This window comes from Mycobacterium asiaticum, from assembly GCF_001673365.1.
Taxonomy (GTDB): Bacteria; Actinomycetota; Actinomycetes; order Mycobacteriales; family Mycobacteriaceae; genus Mycobacterium; species Mycobacterium asiaticum_A.
In genome coordinates, this window is record NZ_LZLS01000154.1 from 1 (window position 1) to 18,087 (window position 18,087).

Genomic DNA, 18,087 nt, shown 5'->3' on the forward strand with positions numbered 1-18,087 from the left:
CTGGGCGTCGACGGACAGAAGCGGCTCAAGAACGCGCGGGTGCTGGTGATGGGCGCCGGCGGGCTCGGCGCGCCGACACTGCTCTACCTGGCCGCGGCCGGCGTCGGCACCATCGGGATCGTCGACTTCGACGTCGTCGAGGAGTCCAATCTGCACCGCCAGATCATCCACGGCGTCGCCGATGTTGGCCGGTCCAAGGCGCAGTCGGCGCGCGAGTCGATCCTGGCCATCAACCCCCTTACCGAGGTGTGCCTGCACGAGTTCCGGCTGGATTCCAGCAACGCAGTCGACCTCTTCGCCCAGTACGACCTGATCCTGGACGGCACCGACAATTTCAGCACCCGCTACCTGGTCAACGATGCCGCGGTGCTGGCCGGCAAGCCCTACGTGTGGGGATCGATCTACCGGTTCGAGGGCCAGGTGTCGGTGTTCTGGGAGGACGCCCCCGACGGGCTGGGTCTGAACTACCGCGACCTGTATCCCGAACCGCCGCCCCCTGGTCTGGTGCCGTCCTGTGCCGAAGGTGGGGTGCTGGGCATCATCTGCGCATCCGTCGCGTCGGTGATGGGCACCGAGGCGATCAAGTTGATCACCGGAATCGGCGAGACGCTGCTGGGCCGGCTGATGATTTACGACGCGCTGGAGATGAGCTACCGCACGATCAGGATTCGCAAGGATCCTTCGACGCCGAAGATCACCGGGTTGGTCGACTACGAGCGGTTCTGCGGTGTGGCATCCGAGGCGGGGGCCGACGCAGCCACGGGTTCGACCATCACCCCCCGTGAGTTGCGTGACTTGTTGGATTCCGGCAAGAAGATCGCTCTGATCGACGTCCGCGAGCAGGCGGAATGGGACATCGTGCACATCGACGGCGCCACGCTGCTGCCGAAGTCGCTGCTGATCTCCGAGGAGGGCCTGGCGCAGCTGCCGCAGGACCGCACCACGGTGCTGTACTGCAAGAGCGGGGTGCGCTCGGCCGAGGCGCTGGCGGCGGTGCGGGAAGCTGGATTCTCCGACGCGGTGCACTTGCAGGGTGGGATCCTCGCATGGGCCAAGCAGATTCAGCCCGACATGGTCATGTACTGAACTGCGCTCAAAACCGCCGAATGATCAGGGGTTGCTGACGCCTTAGCAGGTACACAAGTTCAGCAGGCTGGCGCCCGACATGTGTTGTGCGACAAGTGGCTTCGTCTGTTCCAAACAATATTTGGTGAATTAGGCACCCGCCTACCGCGCCCCATGTGTCACTCGGTAGCTGGGTGCAGGGCCCAACTCCGAGCGATAACACTGCACTTGCCACACAAAGAAATCTCAAGGGATACGCACCGAAAAAGATTGGCAATTTCGAGCGGAGCACCCAAGAAAAGCTAACAATGTGACGCAGCGAGAGTGAGCCGCTGCCGGACGATCCGGCTTGTGTTGGATTGGAGCTTGGTCACATGTCATTTTTCGTTGCGACCCCAGAAGTGATATCGGCGGCGGCTACGGACTTGGCTAGCATCGGCTCGACCCTTTCGGCAGCCAACCAGGCGGCGGGAGCCACGACGACGGGTGTACTTGCCGCTGCTGTCGACGAAGTATCGGTGGCCATCGCCGCGTTGTTCGGAAACCACGGCCGCGCCTACCAGGCGCTCAGCACGCAGGCGGCCGCTTTTCAAGCGCAGTTTGAGCAGGTCCTCAATGCCGGCGCGGGCGCCTACGCGGCGGCGGAGTCGACCAACGCCGCACAGGTGCTGCTGGATGCGGTGAATGCGCCCACCCGGACGTTGCTGGGGCGCCCACTGATTGGCGACGGTGCAAACGGCGCGCCTGGTTCTGGCGCAAACGGCGGTGCCGGCGGATTGCTCTGGGGCAACGGTGGAAACGGCGGATCTGGCAAATCCGGTCAGGCCGGCGGCAGCGGTGGTGACGCGGGACTGTTCGGCAACGGCGGGGCCGGCGGGGCGGGTGGTGCCGGCGCGCTCGGTGGCACGGGCGGGTCAGGGGGCTGGTTAAGCGGTAATGGTGGTGCGGGCGGGCAGGGCGGAGCCGCCGCAGCGGGCATCAACGGCGGCGTCGCCGGCCGGGGAGGCAATGGGGGTAGTGCCACGTTGTTAGGCGCGGGCGGCGCCGGCGGCCAGGGCGGTACCGGTCTGGTCGGTACCAACGGCGTCAACCCCGTCATTACCGGGACCGCGGCCGCCGGCAGCGACGGCAGCAGCATCTTCGACCCCACTACTGGCAATGCGTTCGGTTTCAACGGCGGCGACGGCGCCGATGGTGGACTCAGCAGCACCGGAGGTACTGGCGGCACGGGCGGGCCGGCGTTCGCGAACGGGAGTGGTACCGCCAACGCCGGCAATGGCGGTACCGGTGGCGCCGGCGGTAACGGCGGCGCCGGCGGCAACGGTGGAACAGCTCAGGCAGGCGTCGGTGCGGTAAGCGTGGCCGTAGGGGGCGCAGGTGGCAATGGGACCAACGCGCTGTCCCCGGGTGGTACGGGTGGCGCCGGCGGTAACGGCGGGCCTGCCACGGCATTCGGAAACGGTTCGCTTGCCAGCGCCGGGGCCGCCGGCCACGGCGGGGCGGGTGCCGCGGGCGTGTCCGGTGGTACGGGCGGCGTAGGGGGCGCGGGCGGCGACGGTGGTCATGGCGGGTTGCTGGTGGGCTCGGGCGGGGCCGGTGGTGTGGGCGGCACCGGTGGTGGCGGCGGGCTAGGCGCGGGTGGTGGCCTGGGTGGCGACGGCGGCAAAGGGGTGTTCGCGGGCGCCGGAGTTAACGGCTTCCAGACAGTTGCCGGTGCGGGTGGGAACGCCGGCGACGGTGGCGCCGGCGGTATCGGTGGCACCGGTGGTGCCGGCGGCGCGGGCGGTAACGGTGGTGCCGGTGGTCTCTTCGGCGACGGCGGCGTCGGCGGCAACGCCGGCCTCGGAGGCCAAGGCGGCACCGGTGGCACTGGGGGCATCGGTGGTCAGGGCGGCACCGGTGGGAATGTCGCAAACAACAGCGGCGGGACCACGTACGGGGGTGCTGCTGGTGACGGCGGCAAGGGCGGCGACGGAGGCAACGGCGGCAACGGCGGTGGCAGCAGCACGGGCGGTATGGGCGGCGCCGGTGGCTTGTTCGGTCGGGCCGGCACCGCGGGTGGCGCCGGCGCGGGTGGCGCCGGGGGCGACGGCGGCAGCGGAGTCAGCGGCGGCGGTGCGGGCACACCAGGCACGGGCGGAATACCCGGAGCCGTGGGCACTCCAGGCGGCCACGGCGACGATGGTCTGTCCGGTCAGCAAGGCTGACATTCCGGGCTCCTCAGCGCTTCGTCGCCTGAATGGGGCGTGTCTAATAAATGGCGTCGTGTCGCACAGGGTTTTCCAGAGCACAGTTCCGTGGGCAGGGTAGGGCGTTGCGGCTGGTTCACCGCTTCGGTGTGAACTGATGGCGTTGGTTGTGGAGCGACGGCTTTCCGTGTGAACCCAGGGCGGCAGAATCGCCGAAATCCCACCCAGGATTCACACTCAAAGCCCAGGATTCACACTCAAACCCAGGTTGCACCCTGAAAGTCCAAGTTCACTCGAACGTGGCAACGATTGGCCCGCATCGTCGCCCGAGTAGCTGGGATTGTCGGGCTCCTCAGCGCGTCGTACCGACGCGCATCGTCGCCCGAGTAGCTGGGATTGTCGGGCTCCTCAGCGCGTCGTGCCGACGCGCATCGTCGCCCGACTAGCCACGATTGTCGCGCTCCTCAGCGCGTCGTGCCGACGCGCATCGTCGCCCGACTGACCACGATTGTCGCGCTCCTCAGCGCGTCGTGCCGACGCGCATCGTCGCCCGACTAGGCTAACTCCCGTGACCGTCGAGCCGCCGCCCGAGCACGTACTTGCGGCGTTCGGTCTCACCGGTGTACAGCCCGCGCCATTAGGCGGTGCCTGGGAAGGCGGCTGGCGATGCGGTGAGGTCGTGCTCTCCATGGTCGCCGACAACGCCCGCGCGGCGTGGTCGGCGCGAGTCCGGGAGACGTTGTTCGTCGACGGTGTGCGGCTGGCCCGCCCAGTTCGTTCCACCGACGGGCGATACGTGGTGTCCGGCTGGCGGGCAGACACATTCGTCGCCGGCACACCCGAGGCCCGGCACGACGAGGTCGTCTCGGCGGCCGTGCGGCTGCACGAGGCCACCGGCAAGTTGGAGCGCCCGCGTTTCCTGACCCAGGGACCCACTGCGCCGTGGGCCGACGTCGACGTGTTCATCGCCGCCGATCGCGCCGCCTGGGAGGAACGCCCGTTGCACTCGGTCCCGCCCGGCGCACGGACCGCGCCGCCGACCGCGGATGCCGAACGATCCGTCGAGTTGATCAATCAGCTCGCGACGCTGCGTAAACCAACCCGCAGCCCCAACCAGCTGGTCCATGGAGATCTTTACGGCACAGTGCTTTTCGCGGGCACCGCACCGCCGGGCATCACCGACATCACGCCATACTGGCGGCCCGCCTCGTGGGCGGCCGGGGTGGTCGTCATCGACGCGTTGTCGTGGGGAGAAGCCGACGACGGCCTCATCGAGCGGTGGAGCGCGTTGCCCGAATGGTCACAGATGTTGTTGCGCGCGTTGATGTTTCGGTTGGCGGTACATGCGCTGCATCCGCGGTCCACCGCTGAGGCTTTCCCGGGGCTGGCCCGCACCGCGGCGATGGTGCGGATGATTCTCTAACCCTCGAACTCGTAACGCACTTCGCTCAACGCGATTCGCCCGTCCACCGACAGCACCCCCTCGGCACGCAACAGTTCGAGTTGGCGGGTGCTCAGATGCCGAGCCGGCCGTCCGGATGCGGTGATCACCCGGTGCCAGGGCAGGTCCGCCGAGTCGGTGCGCATGATCCAGCCGACGATGCGGGGGCTGGAAAGCCCTGCCGCGGAAGCGATATCGCCGTAGGTCGACACTCTGCCCGCGGGGATGGCCGCGACGAGCGCGCGTACCCGCTCAATTTGCTCGTCGGTCACCGGTGCCACGGCTACCTCGCTGCCAACCGCTTACGCACCAGGGCGGCAACGTCGTCGGGTTTGGCGTGCGGAACCATGTGATCGCATTCGTAATCCAGCAGCTCGAAATTCGCACCGAGGCGCTCGCGCAGTCCGGTGATCAACCCGTCACTGACATACGGCGGCGACGTCCACTTGGCCCGTACCAGCGTCGTCGGCATACCTGCGGGCGGCAGCACGACGCCACGCGCCAACTCGCTCCAGTACGACATCATCGCGGGCAGACTGATCCGCCAGCCATACCGCCCGTTGGGCAACCGGATCAGGTGTTCGTCCAGGTCCGCATCGAGCACCGCCGAGTCCACATCGGCCCATGAACCGCCCGCCTTTTCCTGATGAGCCTGCGCGCGATCGGGATAGTCGGGGAAGGACAACATGGCTTCGGCGATCTGTGACATCCATTGCCCGTCCAGGCCGATCGCCGGATCAAGCAGCAACAATGCGCCCACCAACTCAGGCCGGGCTGCTGCCAGATGCAGAGCCAGCGCGCCGCCGAACGAATGCCCGACCACAAGTGCGGGACCGTCCGCGGCGGTCTCCAGCAAGTTGGCCAGCGCGGCGACGTTGGCGTCGATGCTCCACGGCGCGTTCCATGACGATCGGCCGTGACCGATCAGATCCGGCGCGGCGACCGAGATTTCGGGCACGTAGTCGGTGAAGTGTTGCCATCGCCGCCCGTGGCCGGTTAATCCGTGCAACGCCAGCATCTGGACCGGACCGTCGGGGCCGAATCGGTGCACGTGAAGGGTCACGCGTCGATGATGCCAGGCTGCTTGTCGGTGGCAGGTGGTTGCATGCGGCTATGTCATCGCAGTCCATTTTCTCCGTGGACGAGGTTGTGCAGCCCGGGCTGCGCGGCGTGGTGCGTGTCCTGGGTGGTCCGGGCACGGGTAAGAGCAGTGTGCTCATCGATTCGGCGATCGCTCATATCGCCGCCGGAGCAGATCCCGAATCCGTTCTGCTGCTTACCGGTTCGGGCCGCATCGGAATGCGGGAACGGAGCGCTTTGACGGCGGCCTTGCTGGGTTCGGAAGGGGTGAGAGCCGTGCGCGAGCCGCTGGTACGCACGTTGCACAGCTACGCCTACGCGGTGCTGCGCCGCGCCGCCGAACGCGGGGGTGATGCACCGCCGCGGCTGCTCACCGGTGCCGAGCAGGACGCCATCGTCCGGGAACTGCTGGTCGGCGACATCGAGGACGGCACCTGGTGGCCAGATCATTTACTGCCCGCGCTGCGCACGGCCGGCTTCGCCAACGAGTTGCGAAACCTGTTGGCGCGCTGCGCCGAACGTGGTGTAGACCCCCAGGCCCTGGAGCGGCTGGGACGTCGATGCGATCGTCCGGAGTGGATTGCCGCAGGCCGCTTCGCCAGGCAGTACGAACAAGTGATGCTGTTGCGTGCAGCAGTCGGCACCGCGGCCCCGCAGGCCACGGCACCAGCCCTGGCGGCGGCCGAATTGGTAGGGGCGGCGCTGGAAGCTTTCGCGGTGGATCCGGAGCTGCTCGCCGCCGAACGGGCCCGCGTCCGGGTGCTCTTGGTCGACGACGCCCAGCAGCTCGATCCGCAGGCGGCTCAACTGGTCCGCGTGCTGGCGGCCGGCACCGAAATCGCCCTCATCGCCGGCGACCCGAACCAGGCCGTGTTCGGTTTCCGCGGCGGCGAGCCTGCCGGGTTACTCAGTCAGGACGGCCCTTCGGTGACCTTGACGCAGTCGTACCGCTGCGCGCCGGCGGTGGCGCGTGCGGTCAGCGGCATCGCCGGACGGTTGCCCGGAACCAGCGCCGGCCGACAGATCGAGGGCACCGGCGCTGACGACGGCTGCGTGAGCGCGCAGCTGGTCGGTTCGGTCCACGCGGAGACAGCGCTCATTGCCGACACGCTGCGTCGGGCGCACTTGATCGACGGGGTGCCGTGGTCCCAAATGGCGGTGATAGTCCGGTCGGTCCCGCGGGCCGCGACGCGGTTGCCGCGCGCTCTGGCCGCGGCCGGAGTCGCGGTGGCAATACCGGCGATCGGCGGGTCGCTGTCCGGAGAACCCGCGGCGGCCGCGCTGCTTACCGTGCTGGCCGCGACGGCCGACGGGCTTGACGCCGAGCAGGCGTTGGCGCTCATCTCGGGACCGATCGGTCGCGTCGACCCGGTCTCGCTTCGTCAGTTACGCAGAACGCTCGAACGCAGCCGGGGCGACGGCAGGCCCGGCATCTTCGGGGAACTATTGGTGGCCATGCTGAACGGTGACGATCCGGTATCCGGCCCGCAGTCCGGTGCGCTGCGTCGCGTTCGCGCCGTGTTGGCCGGCGCGGCTCGATGCCACCGAGATGGCCAGGACCCGCGTTATACACTGTGGGCGGCGTGGCACCGCAGCGGACTGCAACGTCGCTGGCTGGCCGCGATCGAGCGCGGCGGCCCGGCAGCAGCCCAGGGCGCGCGGGACCTGGACGTGGTAACCGCGCTGTTCGACACCACTGAGGACTACGTGTCGCGCACTTCCGGTGCGTCGCTGCGCGGCCTCATCGATCACGTCGCGGCGTTGCAGTTGCCTCCCACAAATCGTGATCCGGTATCGCAGGCCGAGCAGGTCAAGGTGCTCAGCGCGCACGCCGCGGTGGGCCAGGAATGGGATCTGGTCGTCATCGCCGGTCTACAGGACGGCTTGTGGCCCAACGTGATTCCGCGCGGTGGTGTGCTGGCCACGCAACGGTTGCTCGACGAACTCGACGGCGTGACACACAACGCGTCGGTGCGTGCCCCGCTGCTAGCCGAGGAGCGTCGGTTGCTGGTCGCCGCGATGGGCCGGGCCCGCCGGCGGTTGTTGGTGACAGCAGTCGACAACGAGGCCGGCAGCGGCGGGGAAGCCGCGCTGCCGTCACCGTTTTTCTACGAGGCCGCGCAGTTGGCGAATGACAAAACCGTTGCGGCCCAGCCGGTGTCGGCGCCGCGAGTGTTGTCGTCCGCAGCGGTGGTGGGTCGGTTGCGGGCCGTGGTGTGCGCACCGGACGGCGCTGTCGATGACGACGCTCGTGCTTGTGCCGCAACCCAATTGGCCCGGCTGGCCGACGCTGGCGTTCACGGCGCGGACCCGGCCGGCTGGCACGGTCTGGTGCCGGTCAGTACCAGCGCGCCGCTGTGCGGCAGCACTGACGTTGTCACCCTGACACCGTCGACGTTGCAAACACTCAGCGACTGCCCGCTGCGCTGGCTGGCCGAGCAGCACGGCGGAACCGATCCGCGGGATATCCGCTCGACCATCGGCTCGGTGATGCATGCGCTGGTCGCCGAATCGGGCAAGAGCGAGTCGCAACTGCTGGCTGAGCTGGACCGGGTATGGGCCCACCTGCCATTCGAGGCGCAGTGGCATGCCGCCAACGAGCTTGCCCGGCACCGCCTGATGATTCAGGCGTTCGTGGAGTGGCGAGCGCAGACGCGAAGTGAGCTGACCGAGGTTGGCGTCGAGGTGGGTGTCGACGGTGTGCTCGACACGCCACGCGGCGACGGGGGACAGGTCCGGTTGCGGGGCCGCGTCGATCGACTGGAACGCGACGCGGCCGGTCGATTGGTGATCGTCGACGTCAAGACCGGCAAAACCCCGGTCAGCAAGGACGACGCCCAACAGCACGCTCAGCTGGCGATGTACCAGTTGGCGGTTGCCGAGGGCATGGTGTCAGCCGGCGACGAGCCCGGCGGCGCCCGCCTTGTCTATCCCGGCAAGACCGGCACGGCTGGCGCGGCCCAGCGGGAACAGGATCCGCTCACGCCCCAAGCTCGCGAGCACTGGCGTGACCTGGTCCGGCAGGCCGCCGAGGCCACGGCCGGACCGCAGTTCATCGCCCGGCGCAACGACGGTTGCTCACATTGCCCACTGCGGCCGTCCTGCCCGGCTTTCGACGGAGCGATCCAGTGAAGCCGCGCTACAGTCCGGCCGAATTGGCCAGTGCCCTAGGCCTTTTCCCGCCCACCGACGAGCAGGCCGCGGTGATCGCGGCACCGCCCGGCCCCTTGGTGGTGATCGCGGGAGCCGGTGCCGGCAAAACCGAGACGATGGCCGCGCGGGTGGTGTGGCTGATTGCTAACGGCTTTGCCGAACCCAGCCAGGTGCTCGGTTTGACCTTCACCCGCAAGGCAGCCGGCCAGCTGCTGCGCCGGGTGCGGTCACGACTGGCCAGGTTGGCCGCGGTAGCCGCCGGCAGCGTCGAATCCGCGGGTACACCGACGGTCAGCACCTATCACGCGTTCGCCGGCACGCTGCTGCGGGAACACGGCCTGCTGTTACCGGTCGAGCCGGACACCAGATTGCTCACCGAAACAGAGTTGTGGCAGCTGGCTTTCGACGTCGTCACCAGCTACCGCGGCGAATTACCCACCGACAAATCGCCCGCGACCGTGACGGCAATGGTGCTGCGGTTGTGGGGGCAGCTCGCCGAGCACCTTGTCGACACCGACCAACTCCGCCACACCCACGTGGAGCTGGAGAAACTGGTGCACACCCTGCCGGCGGGTCCGCACCAGCGTGGCCGTGGCCCCAACCAGTGGCTGCTGCGCATGCTGGCGACCCAGAACGAGCGCGCCGCGGCAGTGCCGCTGCTGGATGCGTTGCAAGAACGCATGCGTGCCGAAAAGGTGATGGATTTCGGCATGCAGATGGCTTCGGCGGCGCGGCTGGCGGCGACGTTCCCGCAGGTCGGGCAGGATCTGCGTAGCCGCTACCGGGTGGTGTTGCTCGACGAGTACCAAGACACCGGGCACTCACAACGGGTGGCGTTGTCGGCGCTGTTCGGCGGTGGAGTGGACCAGGGGCTGGCGCTGACGGCGGTCGGCGATCCGATTCAGTCGATCTACGGGTGGCGCGGCGCCTCGGCGACCAACCTGCCGCGGTTCACCACCGACTTCCCGCTGTCTGACGGCACCCCGGCGCCCACTTTGGAGCTGCGCACCAGTTGGCGCAATCCGCCCCGGACGCTGCACCTCGCCAACGCGATATCCGCCGAGGCGCGCCGCCGTTCAGTCGCGGTGCGGCCGCTGCGTTCCCGGCCGGACGCACCGGGCGGCACGGTTCGCTGTGCGCTGCTGCCCGACGTACAGGCCGAACGCGAGTGGATCGCGGACCGCCTGCAAGAGCACTACCGCCGCGCCGCGGACGAGGCCAGGTCGCTGGGCGTCGCCCCGCCTACCGCCGCGGTGTTGGTGCGCCGCAACTCCGACGCGGCACCCATCGCGGATGTATTGCGGGCCCGTGGAATTGCGGTGGAAGTCGTCGGCTTGGCCGGGCTGTTGTCCATACCCGAGGTTGCCGATTTGGTGGCTATGTTGCGGCTGGTAGCCGACCCGACCGCCGGTGCCGCCGCGATGCGGGTGCTCAGCGGTCCGCGCTGGCGCCTTGGCGGTCGCGACATCGCCGCGCTGTGGCGGCGGGCGCAGCAACTGAGCGGTGCGGCGCGGCCGACCGGGCCCGTCTCGGCCGAGACGATCGCCATCGAGGCTGGTACCGAGGCCGACACTGCCCCCTGCTTGGGCGATGCGATCGCCGATCCCGGCCCGGCCAGTGGCTACTCCGCGGCCGGATACCGGCGCATCGAAATGCTGGCCGCCGAACTGACCGCGCTTCGCGGCCACCTCAGCTATTCGCTACCCGACCTGATCGCCGAGATTCGCCGCGTGCTCGGTCTCGACTGCGAAGTGCGGGCCAAAGCGGCGGGGGAGTGGTCCGGCACCGAGCATTTGGACGCTTTCGCCGACGAGGTCGCCGGGTATGCCGAAAGGGCCGGCGCGACGGCGGCCAAAGCGACCGTCACCGGCCTGCTGGCCTACCTTGATACCGCGGCGCAAGTGGAAAACGGCTTAGCACCGGCCCAGCCGGCCGTCGCTCCCGACCGGGTTCAGGTGCTCACCGTGCATGCGGCGAAGGGACTGGAATGGCAGGTGGTGGCGGTGGCACACCTGTCCGGCGGAGTATTCCCCTCTACCGCGTCGCGAAGCAGTTGGCTCACCGACCCGGGTGAGTTGCCGCCGCTGTTGCGCGGCGATCGTGCCCTCAAGTCCAGTGGCGCGCTCGGCATCCCCGTCCTCGATACGTCGTCGGTCACTAACCGAAAACAGCTGTCAGACAAGATTTTCGAGCATCGAAGTGCGCTCGACCAACGACGTGTCGACGAGGAGCGCCGGCTGTTGTACGTCGGCGTCACCCGGGCCGAGGACACCCTGCTGGTGTCCGGCCATCAGTGGGGAGCCACCGGTATCAAGCCACGTGGACCGTCGGAATTCCTGTGTGAACTCAAGGACATCATCGAGCGGTCCGCGGCGACAGGCGACCCGTGCGGGGTCGTGGAACACTGGGCACCGGAACCGCCAAGCGGCGAGCGAAACCCGTTGTGTGACAGTGTGACTGAAGCAGTATGGCCCGCCGACCCGCTCTCGGTCCGGCGCCCGGACGTCGAACGGGGGGCCGCGCTGGTCGCCGAGGCGATGTCCAACCACGCAGAGGTGGCCGACGTCGACGGCTGGACCGCCGACGTTGACGCGCTACTGGCCGAGCGGGCGCGGGCTGCAACGCCGCCGGATCGCACACTGCCTAGTCAGCTGTCGGTCAGCGGTCTGGTCGAATTGGCCCGCGACCCCGAGGCCGCGGCACAGCGGCTGATGCACCGACTGCCGACGCGACCGGATCCACACGCGTTGCTGGGCAACGCTTTCCACGCCTGGGTTCAACGATTCTATGGCGCCGAGCTGTTGTTCGACCTGGGCGATCTACCCGGTGCTGCCGACTCTGACGTGGGGGACCCGCAAGAACTGGCGAGGCTGCAAGCGGCATTCGCAGAATCGTCGTGGGCGGCCCGCGTCCCGGTGGCGGTCGAAGTGCCATTCGAAATGCCGATCGGCAACGTCATTGTGCGCGGGCGCATCGACGCGGTATTCGCCGATGCCGACGGCGGCGTCACGGTGGTGGACTGGAAAACCGGCGAACCGCCGCGCGGAGCGGAGGCAAAGCGACAGGCCGCTGTCCAGTTGGCGGTCTACCGGCTGGCCTGGGCGGCCCTGCACGGCTGCCCCGAATCCTCGGTGCGAACCGCCTTTTACTACGTGCGCAGTGCAACCACCGTCGTCCCCGACGAGCTGCCCGATATCGACGAGCTGGGGGTACTGCTGGTCGACTCCGGTAGCTCTTGCGGTGCCTGATCGTGGTTACATGATGGGCGTGCGCTGGGTTGAGGTGACGGAATTCCGTGGCGAAAGGTAGCTGGCGGCTGCGGCGTCTCGACGAGAGACTGACCGCCCAGCCGAGTTACGCGCTGGTCGGCATTCTGCGTATTCCGCAAGGCCAGTCCAGCCCCGCTCGCATCATCACCCGTCGGGTAACCATCGCCTTGGCAGCGCTGTTCCTCGGCGCCATCACCGTCTACGTCGATCGCGATGGTTACCACGACTCACAAGGCGACCGCCTGACGTTTCTGGACTGCTTGTACTACTCGGCGGTGACCCTGTCGACGACCGGCTACGGCGACATCACGCCCATTTCGGAGTTCGCGCGAGCGACCAACGTCCTGATCATCACGCCACTGCGCATCGCATTCCTGATCTTGTTGGTCGGGACGACCCTCGAAGTCGTCACCGAAACATCCCGTCAGGCACTGAAGATCCAGCGTTGGAGGAGCAGAGTGCGCAACCACACCGTCGTCATCGGTTACGGGACCAAGGGCAAGACGGCGATCGCCGCAATGCTTGGCGACGAGGTAACCCCCGGCGAAATCGTCGTCGTCGACACGGACCGTTCGGCACTGGAACGCGCCGAATCGGCCGGCCTGGTCACCGTCCACGGCGACGCCACCAAATCCGACGTGCTGCGATTGGCGGGAGCTCAGCACGCGGCATCGATCGTCGTGGCCACCAGCCGTGACGACACTGCCGTCCTGGTCACCCTGACCGCGCGCGAGATCTCGCCGAAGGCCAACATCGTCGCCTCCATCAGGGAGGCCGAAAACCAGCACCTGCTCGAGCAGTCCGGCGCCGACTCGGTGGTGGTCTCCTCCGAGACCGCCGGCCGGTTGCTCGGGCTGGCCACCACCACCCCCAGCGTTGTGCACATGATCGAGGACCTGTTGACCCCGGACGAGGGGTTGGCTATCGCCGAACGCGAGGTGGAACCGTCGGAGGTCGGCGGGTCGCCGCGGCACTTGAGCGACATCGTGCTCGGGGTGGTGCGCAACGGGGAACTGCTGCGCATCGGCGCACCCGAAGTCGACGCCATCGAGGCCAGCGATCGGCTGCTCTACGTGCGTTACGCGGCGCAAGAACGCTAGGGGCCGGCGTGGATTTCCGGCTACGCGACATCCCGCTGTTGTCACGCGTCGGCGCCGACCGCGCCGACCAACTGCGCACTGACATCGATGCCGCGACGGCCGGGTGGGCGCAGGCCGCCCTGCTGCGGGTGGATTCGCGCAACCAGGTGCTGGCCGAGAACGGAAAAGTTGTGCTTGGTCCGGCAGCGGCACTGGGCGAAAAGCCGCCCCCCGACGCGGTGTTTCTGGGCCGCGTGGAAGGCGGCCGGCACGTGTGGGCGATCCGTGGCGCGCTGCAACCGCCCGACGACCGCCAGGTCGAGGTGCTCGACCTACGCAGGCTTGGCCGCATCATCGACGACACCAGCAGCCAACTGTTGTCGTCGGCACTGGCGCTGCTGAACTGGCACGACAGCGCCCGATTCAGCGCCGTGGATGGCACGCCGACGAAACCGGGCCGGGCCGGTTGGTCGCGGATCAATCCGCTCACCGGCCACGAGGAGTTCCCTCGCATCGATCCCGCGGTGATCTGTCTGGTTCACGATGGCGCCGATCGTGCGGTACTGGCGCGCCAGGCGATCTGGCCGGAACGGATGTACTCGCTGCTGGCCGGCTTTGTCGAGGCCGGCGAGTCGTTCGAGGTTTGCGTGGCTCGGGAGATCCGCGAGGAGATCGGGCTCACCGTTCGCGATGTGCGCTATCTGGGCAGCCAGCCGTGGCCGTTCCCGCGATCACTGATGGTCGGATTTCACGCCCTCGGCGACCCGGACGAGCCGTTCTCGTTCAACGACGGCGAGATCGCCGAGGCGGCCTGGTTCACACGCGACGAGATCAGCGCGGCGCTGGCCGCGGGCGACTGGTCCAATGCGTCGCCGGATACGAAACTTGTTCTGCCCGGGTCGATTTCGATTGCCCGCGTGATCATCGAATCTTGGGCAGCCGGCGTTTAGCGGGACTGGGCGTTACTTGATGCGGTCGGTGATGTTGTCCAGGATCGTGCTGGCGATCCGCTCCGCCGGTTCGATGCCCAAAACGCCGACCGACATCAACACCGACTGCTTGGCGCGGTACTGGTGACTCCAGCCGTTGTCGGTGATCCGCAACGTGTTGGGATCCGGCTTGTCGAGCGTGAAGGCATACCTCGGGTCGTGCAGGGCGACGCACGCGTTCAGCGAATTCTCCAGCTGATTGAGCGCGGTGCGCGCCGCCTGCGCGTCCGGATAGATCGCAACGGCCTGACTGACCGAGTCCTTCATGGTGCGACCACCCGGGTCGATGTCGTCGGTCACCCCGCTGTATCCGGCGCTGCGGAATTCGCTCCAGCCGCTGGCGAAGGTGAGATCGCTGGTTCCGGCCGCGCGGCAGGGACCCGGGGCGTTGACGTCACCGGCCGGAGGTTCACGCAGGTTCGCGTGCGCGCGGGCAGTGAGTTCCTCGTAGTTCGCGATGCGCCGCACATCTTCGACGCTGACGATGAGGGCGTCACCTCCGGTCGCGGCCGGGGTGGTCGACGACGCCGACGTGCTGTGGTTCGAACAAGCCGTCAGCACGGCGATCGAGCAGATCCCAATCAGAACCGCTCGCCGGACCAGCGCCGATGCCATGGTGCATATCGTAAAGGCGACCAGACCCGACGGTTCGCACCAGAAGTCGTGTCGGCGTCCCTACTGACCCGCTACTTCGGCCAGCTTCGCCTTGACCTGGTTGGCGCTCGGGTTGGTCAGCGTGGATCCGTCGGCGAACTTCACCGTCGGAACCGTGTGGTTCCCCCCGTTCACGGAGCCGACGAAATCCGCCGCGGCGGAGTCGCGTTCGATGTCGACCTCGTCGTAGGCGATGCCCTGCGACTTCAGCGCTGTCTTGAGCCGGAAGCAGTAGCCACACCAGGTGGTCGAGTAGATGGTCAGCGCAGCGTTGGTCATGACCCTTTAACGTAGCCGGACGATGAACCATTCCAGGCGCGACCCCGAGACGACCGATTTGTCGGTCGCCGCTGCGAAGATGGACGCCATGCCGGTAATGGCCGATCCGCTGCTCGCGGGTCTGGACGACGAGCAGCGCGAAGCGGTCCTCGCTCCGCGCGGCCCGGTCTGTGTGCTGGCGGGCGCCGGCACCGGCAAGACCCGCACCATCACCCACCGCATCGCCCACCTCGTCGCCAGTGGTCACGTCGCGGCCGGGCAGGTCCTCGCGGTCACGTTCACCCAGCGCGCGGCGGGGGAGATGCGCTCGCGCCTGCGCTCGCTCGACGCCGCCGCTCCCAGCGGCGTCGGTAGCGTCCAGGCGCGGACCTTCCACGCCGCCGCCCACCGTCAACTGCGGTATTTCTGGCCTCGGGTGGTCGGCAACACCCGCTGGGAACTGCTGGACACCAAGTTCGCCGTCGTCGCCCGCGCGGCCAGCCGCTCCCGGCTCAACGTCAGCACCGACGACGTGCGTGACCTCGCCGGCGAGATCGAGTGGGCCAAAGCCTCGCTAATCAGTCCGGAGCAGTACGCGGGGGCGGTGGCCGCCGCCGGCCGGGATACCCCAATGGACGCCGAGAAGGTCGTCGCCGTGTACAGCGCCTACGAGGCCCTCAAGGTGCGTGACGAGGACGTCGCGCTGCTCGATTTCGACGACCTGTTGCTGCATACCGCCGCCGCGATCGAAAACGACGCCGCGGTGGCCGCCGAGTTTCGGGACCGCTACCGCTGTTTCGTGGTCGACGAGTACCAGGACGTCACGCCGCTGCAGCAGCGGGTGTTGTCGGCGTGGCTGGGCGACCGCGACGACGTCACGGTCGTCGGCGACGCCAACCAGACCATCTATTCGTTCACCGGAGCCTCACCGCGCTTCCTGCTGGACTTCTCGCGTCAGTTCCCTGATGCCACGGTGGTACGGCTGGAACGCGACTATCGGTCCACCCCGCAGGTGGTGTCGCTGGCCAACCAGGTGATCGCCGCAGCCCGAGGCCGCGTCGCGGGCAGCAAGCTGCAACTGATCGGCCAGCGTCAGCCCGGCCCGGCCCCCTCATTTCGCGAGCACCCAGACGAGCACACTGAGGCCGCCGCGGTCGCGGCGTCGATCACCGGGCTGATCGAATCCGGCACCGCACCATCGGAAATCGCGATCCTGTACCGGGTCAACGCGCAGTCGGAGATATACGAGGAGGCATTGACCGAGGCCGGGATCGCCTACCAGGTCCGGGGGGGCGAGGGCTTTTTCAACCGCCAGGAGATCAAGCAGGCCCTGCTGGCCTTGAACCGCGCCGCCCAGCACGGCACCGAGGGCGCTCTGCCCGAGGTGGTGCGGGCCGTCCTGGAACCGCTCGGGTTGACCGCGGAGCCTCCGCAGGGCACCAAGGCTAGAGAGCGCTGGGAAGCGTTGACAGCGCTGGCTGAGCTGGTCGACGACGAGGTGGCGCAGCGTCCTCAGCTGGAGTTGCCTGGGTTGGTGGCCGAGTTGCGCACGCGCGCCGACGCGCGCCACCCGCCGGTAGTCCAAGGCGTCACTTTGGCCTCGCTGCACGCCGCCAAGGGTCTGGAATGGGACGCGGTGTTCCTAGTCGGGCTGGCCGATAACACGCTGCCCATCTCGCACGCGCTGTCGCACGGCCCCGACAGCGAACCCGTCGAAGAGGAACGCCGTCTGCTCTACGTCGGAATCACCAGGGCCCGAGTGCATTTGGCGCTCAGCTGGGCGCTGGCCCGGTCGCCGGGCGGGCGCCAGAGCCGCAAGCCGTCGCGCTTCCTCAACGGCATCGCGCCGCAGACCAGGATCGAAACCACACCGGGCAAGTCGCGGCGCAGCAAGGGTCCGGCGCGTTGCCGGGTCTGCAACAAAGACCTGACCACCCCAGCGGCGATCATGCTGCGGCGCTGCGAAACATGCGCCGGAGATGTCGACGAGGAACTTTTGCTGCAGCTCAAAGACTGGCGCCTGGCCGCCGCGAAGGAACAGAACGTGCCGGCCTACATCGTCTTCAGCGACAACACGCTGATCGCGATCGCCGAGCTGCGGCCTACCGACGATGCCGCACTGATCGCCATCCCCGGCATCGGCGCGCGCAAGCTCGAACAGTACGGACCGGACGTGCTCGACCTGGTTCGCCAAGCCCGCTGAGACGCATATCCGCAGGTCAGAAAATCGGTTGTCAGGATCAGCTGGTACCGTCTACTCTCGAAACCGCATTTTGCCGGCCTGAGCGCAAAGGGAGGTGGCCCGCGATGATCAGCACCGCATCGGTGAACGTACGCGTGGCGACCCATCATGCCGCCGCTACCCCGGCGGCCGCGGGTAAGCACCGCGTCGCCGCCGCGACTGAAGCGTCCGTGAGGCTCAACGTAGAGACGTAAAGAGCCAAGTTTCGCCAACTGGCCACGGACCCGAAGTCATCAGGATCCGTGGCCAATTCTTTTGGGAGACAAGCTCCCTGGTCCGGATCACCGCAGAAAGACAGCGTATGGACCCGGAAGCAGGTGAAGAGGACATGTCGGGACTGACCGTCCCCAGACGGACCCCCAGACGGACCCAGCCCGCGCTGCCGTGCCATGCCGGCGACCCCGACCTCTGGTTTGCCGACATGCCGGCCGACCTCGAGCGCGCCAAGACGCTGTGCGTCGGCTGTCCGGTTCGGCGCCAGTGCCTGGCGGCCGCGGTGGAGCGCGCCGAACCGTGGGGCGTGTGGGGCGGCGAGATCTTCGAGCGCGGCTCGATCATCGGCCGCAAGCGTCCGCGCGGGCGGCCACGCAAGGAGGCCGCCTAAACCCGTCGCGAGTCGAACGCCACGGCGATTTCCAGTGTCGGATTTCGCAGTGGCGTTCGGCTCG

Annotated in this window: 13 protein-coding genes; 9 read left to right on the plus strand and 4 right to left on the minus strand. The window is 68.0% G+C overall.

Features of this window, described 5'->3' with window-relative positions:
- The 3 genes from moeZ to A5634_RS15855 all read left to right on the plus strand — a co-directional run.
- A partial coding sequence (moeZ, locus tag A5634_RS15845; RefSeq protein WP_065144989.1) for an adenylyltransferase/sulfurtransferase MoeZ occupies positions 1–1,086 on the plus strand: 1,086 nt, incomplete at its 5' end.
- Between the two features lie 353 nt (positions 1,087–1,439).
- Positions 1,440–3,272 carry a PE family protein gene (locus A5634_RS15850; protein WP_065144990.1) on the plus strand — a complete coding sequence of 611 codons (1,833 nt, stop codon included), beginning with the start codon at positions 1,440–1,442 and terminating at the stop codon, positions 3,270–3,272.
- A gap of 550 nt (positions 3,273–3,822) precedes the next feature.
- Positions 3,823–4,677, plus strand: coding sequence for a TIGR02569 family protein (locus A5634_RS15855; RefSeq protein WP_065144991.1), 855 nt, complete (start codon positions 3,823–3,825; stop codon positions 4,675–4,677).
- Here the strand turns inward: A5634_RS15855 and A5634_RS15860 are convergent.
- Positions 4,674–4,976: an MGMT family protein gene (locus A5634_RS15860; protein WP_065144992.1), complete on the minus strand. Its 303-nt coding sequence runs from the start codon at positions 4,974–4,976 to the stop codon at positions 4,674–4,676. The genes A5634_RS15855 and A5634_RS15860 overlap by 4 nt on opposite strands.
- A gap of 2 nt (positions 4,977–4,978) precedes the next feature.
- Complete coding sequence (locus A5634_RS15865; protein ID WP_065145015.1) at positions 4,979–5,713, minus strand: alpha/beta fold hydrolase; 735 nt, start codon at positions 5,711–5,713, stop codon at positions 4,979–4,981.
- Positions 5,714–5,808: 95 nt separating this feature from the next.
- Between A5634_RS15865 and A5634_RS15870 the strand changes: the two genes are divergently transcribed.
- The 4 genes from A5634_RS15870 to nudC are packed head-to-tail and all read left to right on the plus strand — an operon-like array spanning position 5,809 to position 14,226.
- On the plus strand, positions 5,809–8,907 hold the full coding sequence (locus A5634_RS15870) for an ATP-dependent helicase (RefSeq protein ID WP_065144993.1): 3,099 nt from the start codon (positions 5,809–5,811) through the stop codon (positions 8,905–8,907).
- Positions 8,904–12,176 carry an ATP-dependent helicase gene (locus A5634_RS15875; protein ID WP_065144994.1) on the plus strand — a complete coding sequence of 1,091 codons (3,273 nt, stop codon included), beginning with the start codon at positions 8,904–8,906 and terminating at the stop codon, positions 12,174–12,176. Before A5634_RS15870 ends, A5634_RS15875 begins: the two co-directional genes overlap by 4 nt.
- A 47-nt stretch (positions 12,177–12,223) precedes the next feature.
- Entirely contained in the window at positions 12,224–13,297 is a 1,074-nt protein-coding gene (locus A5634_RS15880; protein ID WP_065144995.1) for a potassium channel family protein, read from the plus strand.
- An 8-nt stretch (positions 13,298–13,305) separates the two neighbouring features.
- Positions 13,306–14,226 carry an NAD(+) diphosphatase gene (gene nudC / locus A5634_RS15885; RefSeq protein WP_065144996.1) on the plus strand — a complete coding sequence of 307 codons (921 nt, stop codon included), beginning with the start codon at positions 13,306–13,308 and terminating at the stop codon, positions 14,224–14,226.
- 12 nt (positions 14,227–14,238) lie between these two features.
- On the opposite strand, the gene A5634_RS15890 is transcribed toward nudC, so the two are convergent.
- Together A5634_RS15890 and mrx1 are read right to left on the minus strand one after the other, a co-directional pair.
- Entirely contained in the window at positions 14,239–14,880 is a 642-nt protein-coding gene (locus tag A5634_RS15890; protein ID WP_065144997.1) for a sensor domain-containing protein, read from the minus strand.
- 60 nt (positions 14,881–14,940) lie between these two features.
- A complete protein-coding gene (gene mrx1, locus A5634_RS15895; protein WP_065144998.1) occupies positions 14,941–15,198 on the minus strand; it encodes a mycoredoxin Mrx1 in 258 nt (85 codons plus the stop codon).
- An 88-nt stretch (positions 15,199–15,286) separates the two neighbouring features.
- Between mrx1 and A5634_RS15900 the strand changes: the two genes are divergently transcribed.
- Together A5634_RS15900 and A5634_RS15905 are read left to right on the plus strand one after the other, a co-directional pair.
- Positions 15,287–17,380 carry an ATP-dependent DNA helicase UvrD2 gene (locus A5634_RS15900; RefSeq protein ID WP_172831716.1) on the plus strand — a complete coding sequence of 698 codons (2,094 nt, stop codon included), beginning with the start codon at positions 15,287–15,289 and terminating at the stop codon, positions 17,378–17,380.
- Positions 17,381–17,747: 367 nt separating this feature from the next.
- Positions 17,748–18,023 (plus strand): WhiB family transcriptional regulator, encoded by a 276-nt coding sequence (locus A5634_RS15905; protein WP_065145017.1) that lies wholly within the window; start codon positions 17,748–17,750, stop codon positions 18,021–18,023.
- Positions 18,024–18,087 lie beyond the last annotated feature (64 nt).

Bases quoted from the DNA above. Each gene is read 5' to 3' on its own strand.
- A5634_RS15905 (WP_065145017.1), top strand. From the start codon at position 17,748: ATGTCGGGACTGACCGTCCCCAGACGGACCCCCAGACGGACCCAGCCC.
- mrx1 (WP_065144998.1), bottom strand. From the start codon at position 15,198: ATGACCAACGCTGCGCTGACCATCTACTCGACCACCTGGTGTGGCTAC.
- A5634_RS15890 (WP_065144997.1), bottom strand. From the start codon at position 14,880: ATGGCATCGGCGCTGGTCCGGCGAGCGGTTCTGATTGGGATCTGCTCG.
- A5634_RS15850 (WP_065144990.1), top strand. From the start codon at position 1,440: ATGTCATTTTTCGTTGCGACCCCAGAAGTGATATCGGCGGCGGCTACG.
- A5634_RS15865 (WP_065145015.1), bottom strand. From the start codon at position 5,713: ATGCTGGCGTTGCACGGATTAACCGGCCACGGGCGGCGATGGCAACAC.
- A5634_RS15900 (WP_172831716.1), top strand. From the start codon at position 15,287: ATGCCGGTAATGGCCGATCCGCTGCTCGCGGGTCTGGACGACGAGCAG.
- A5634_RS15870 (WP_065144993.1), top strand. From the start codon at position 5,809: ATGTCATCGCAGTCCATTTTCTCCGTGGACGAGGTTGTGCAGCCCGGG.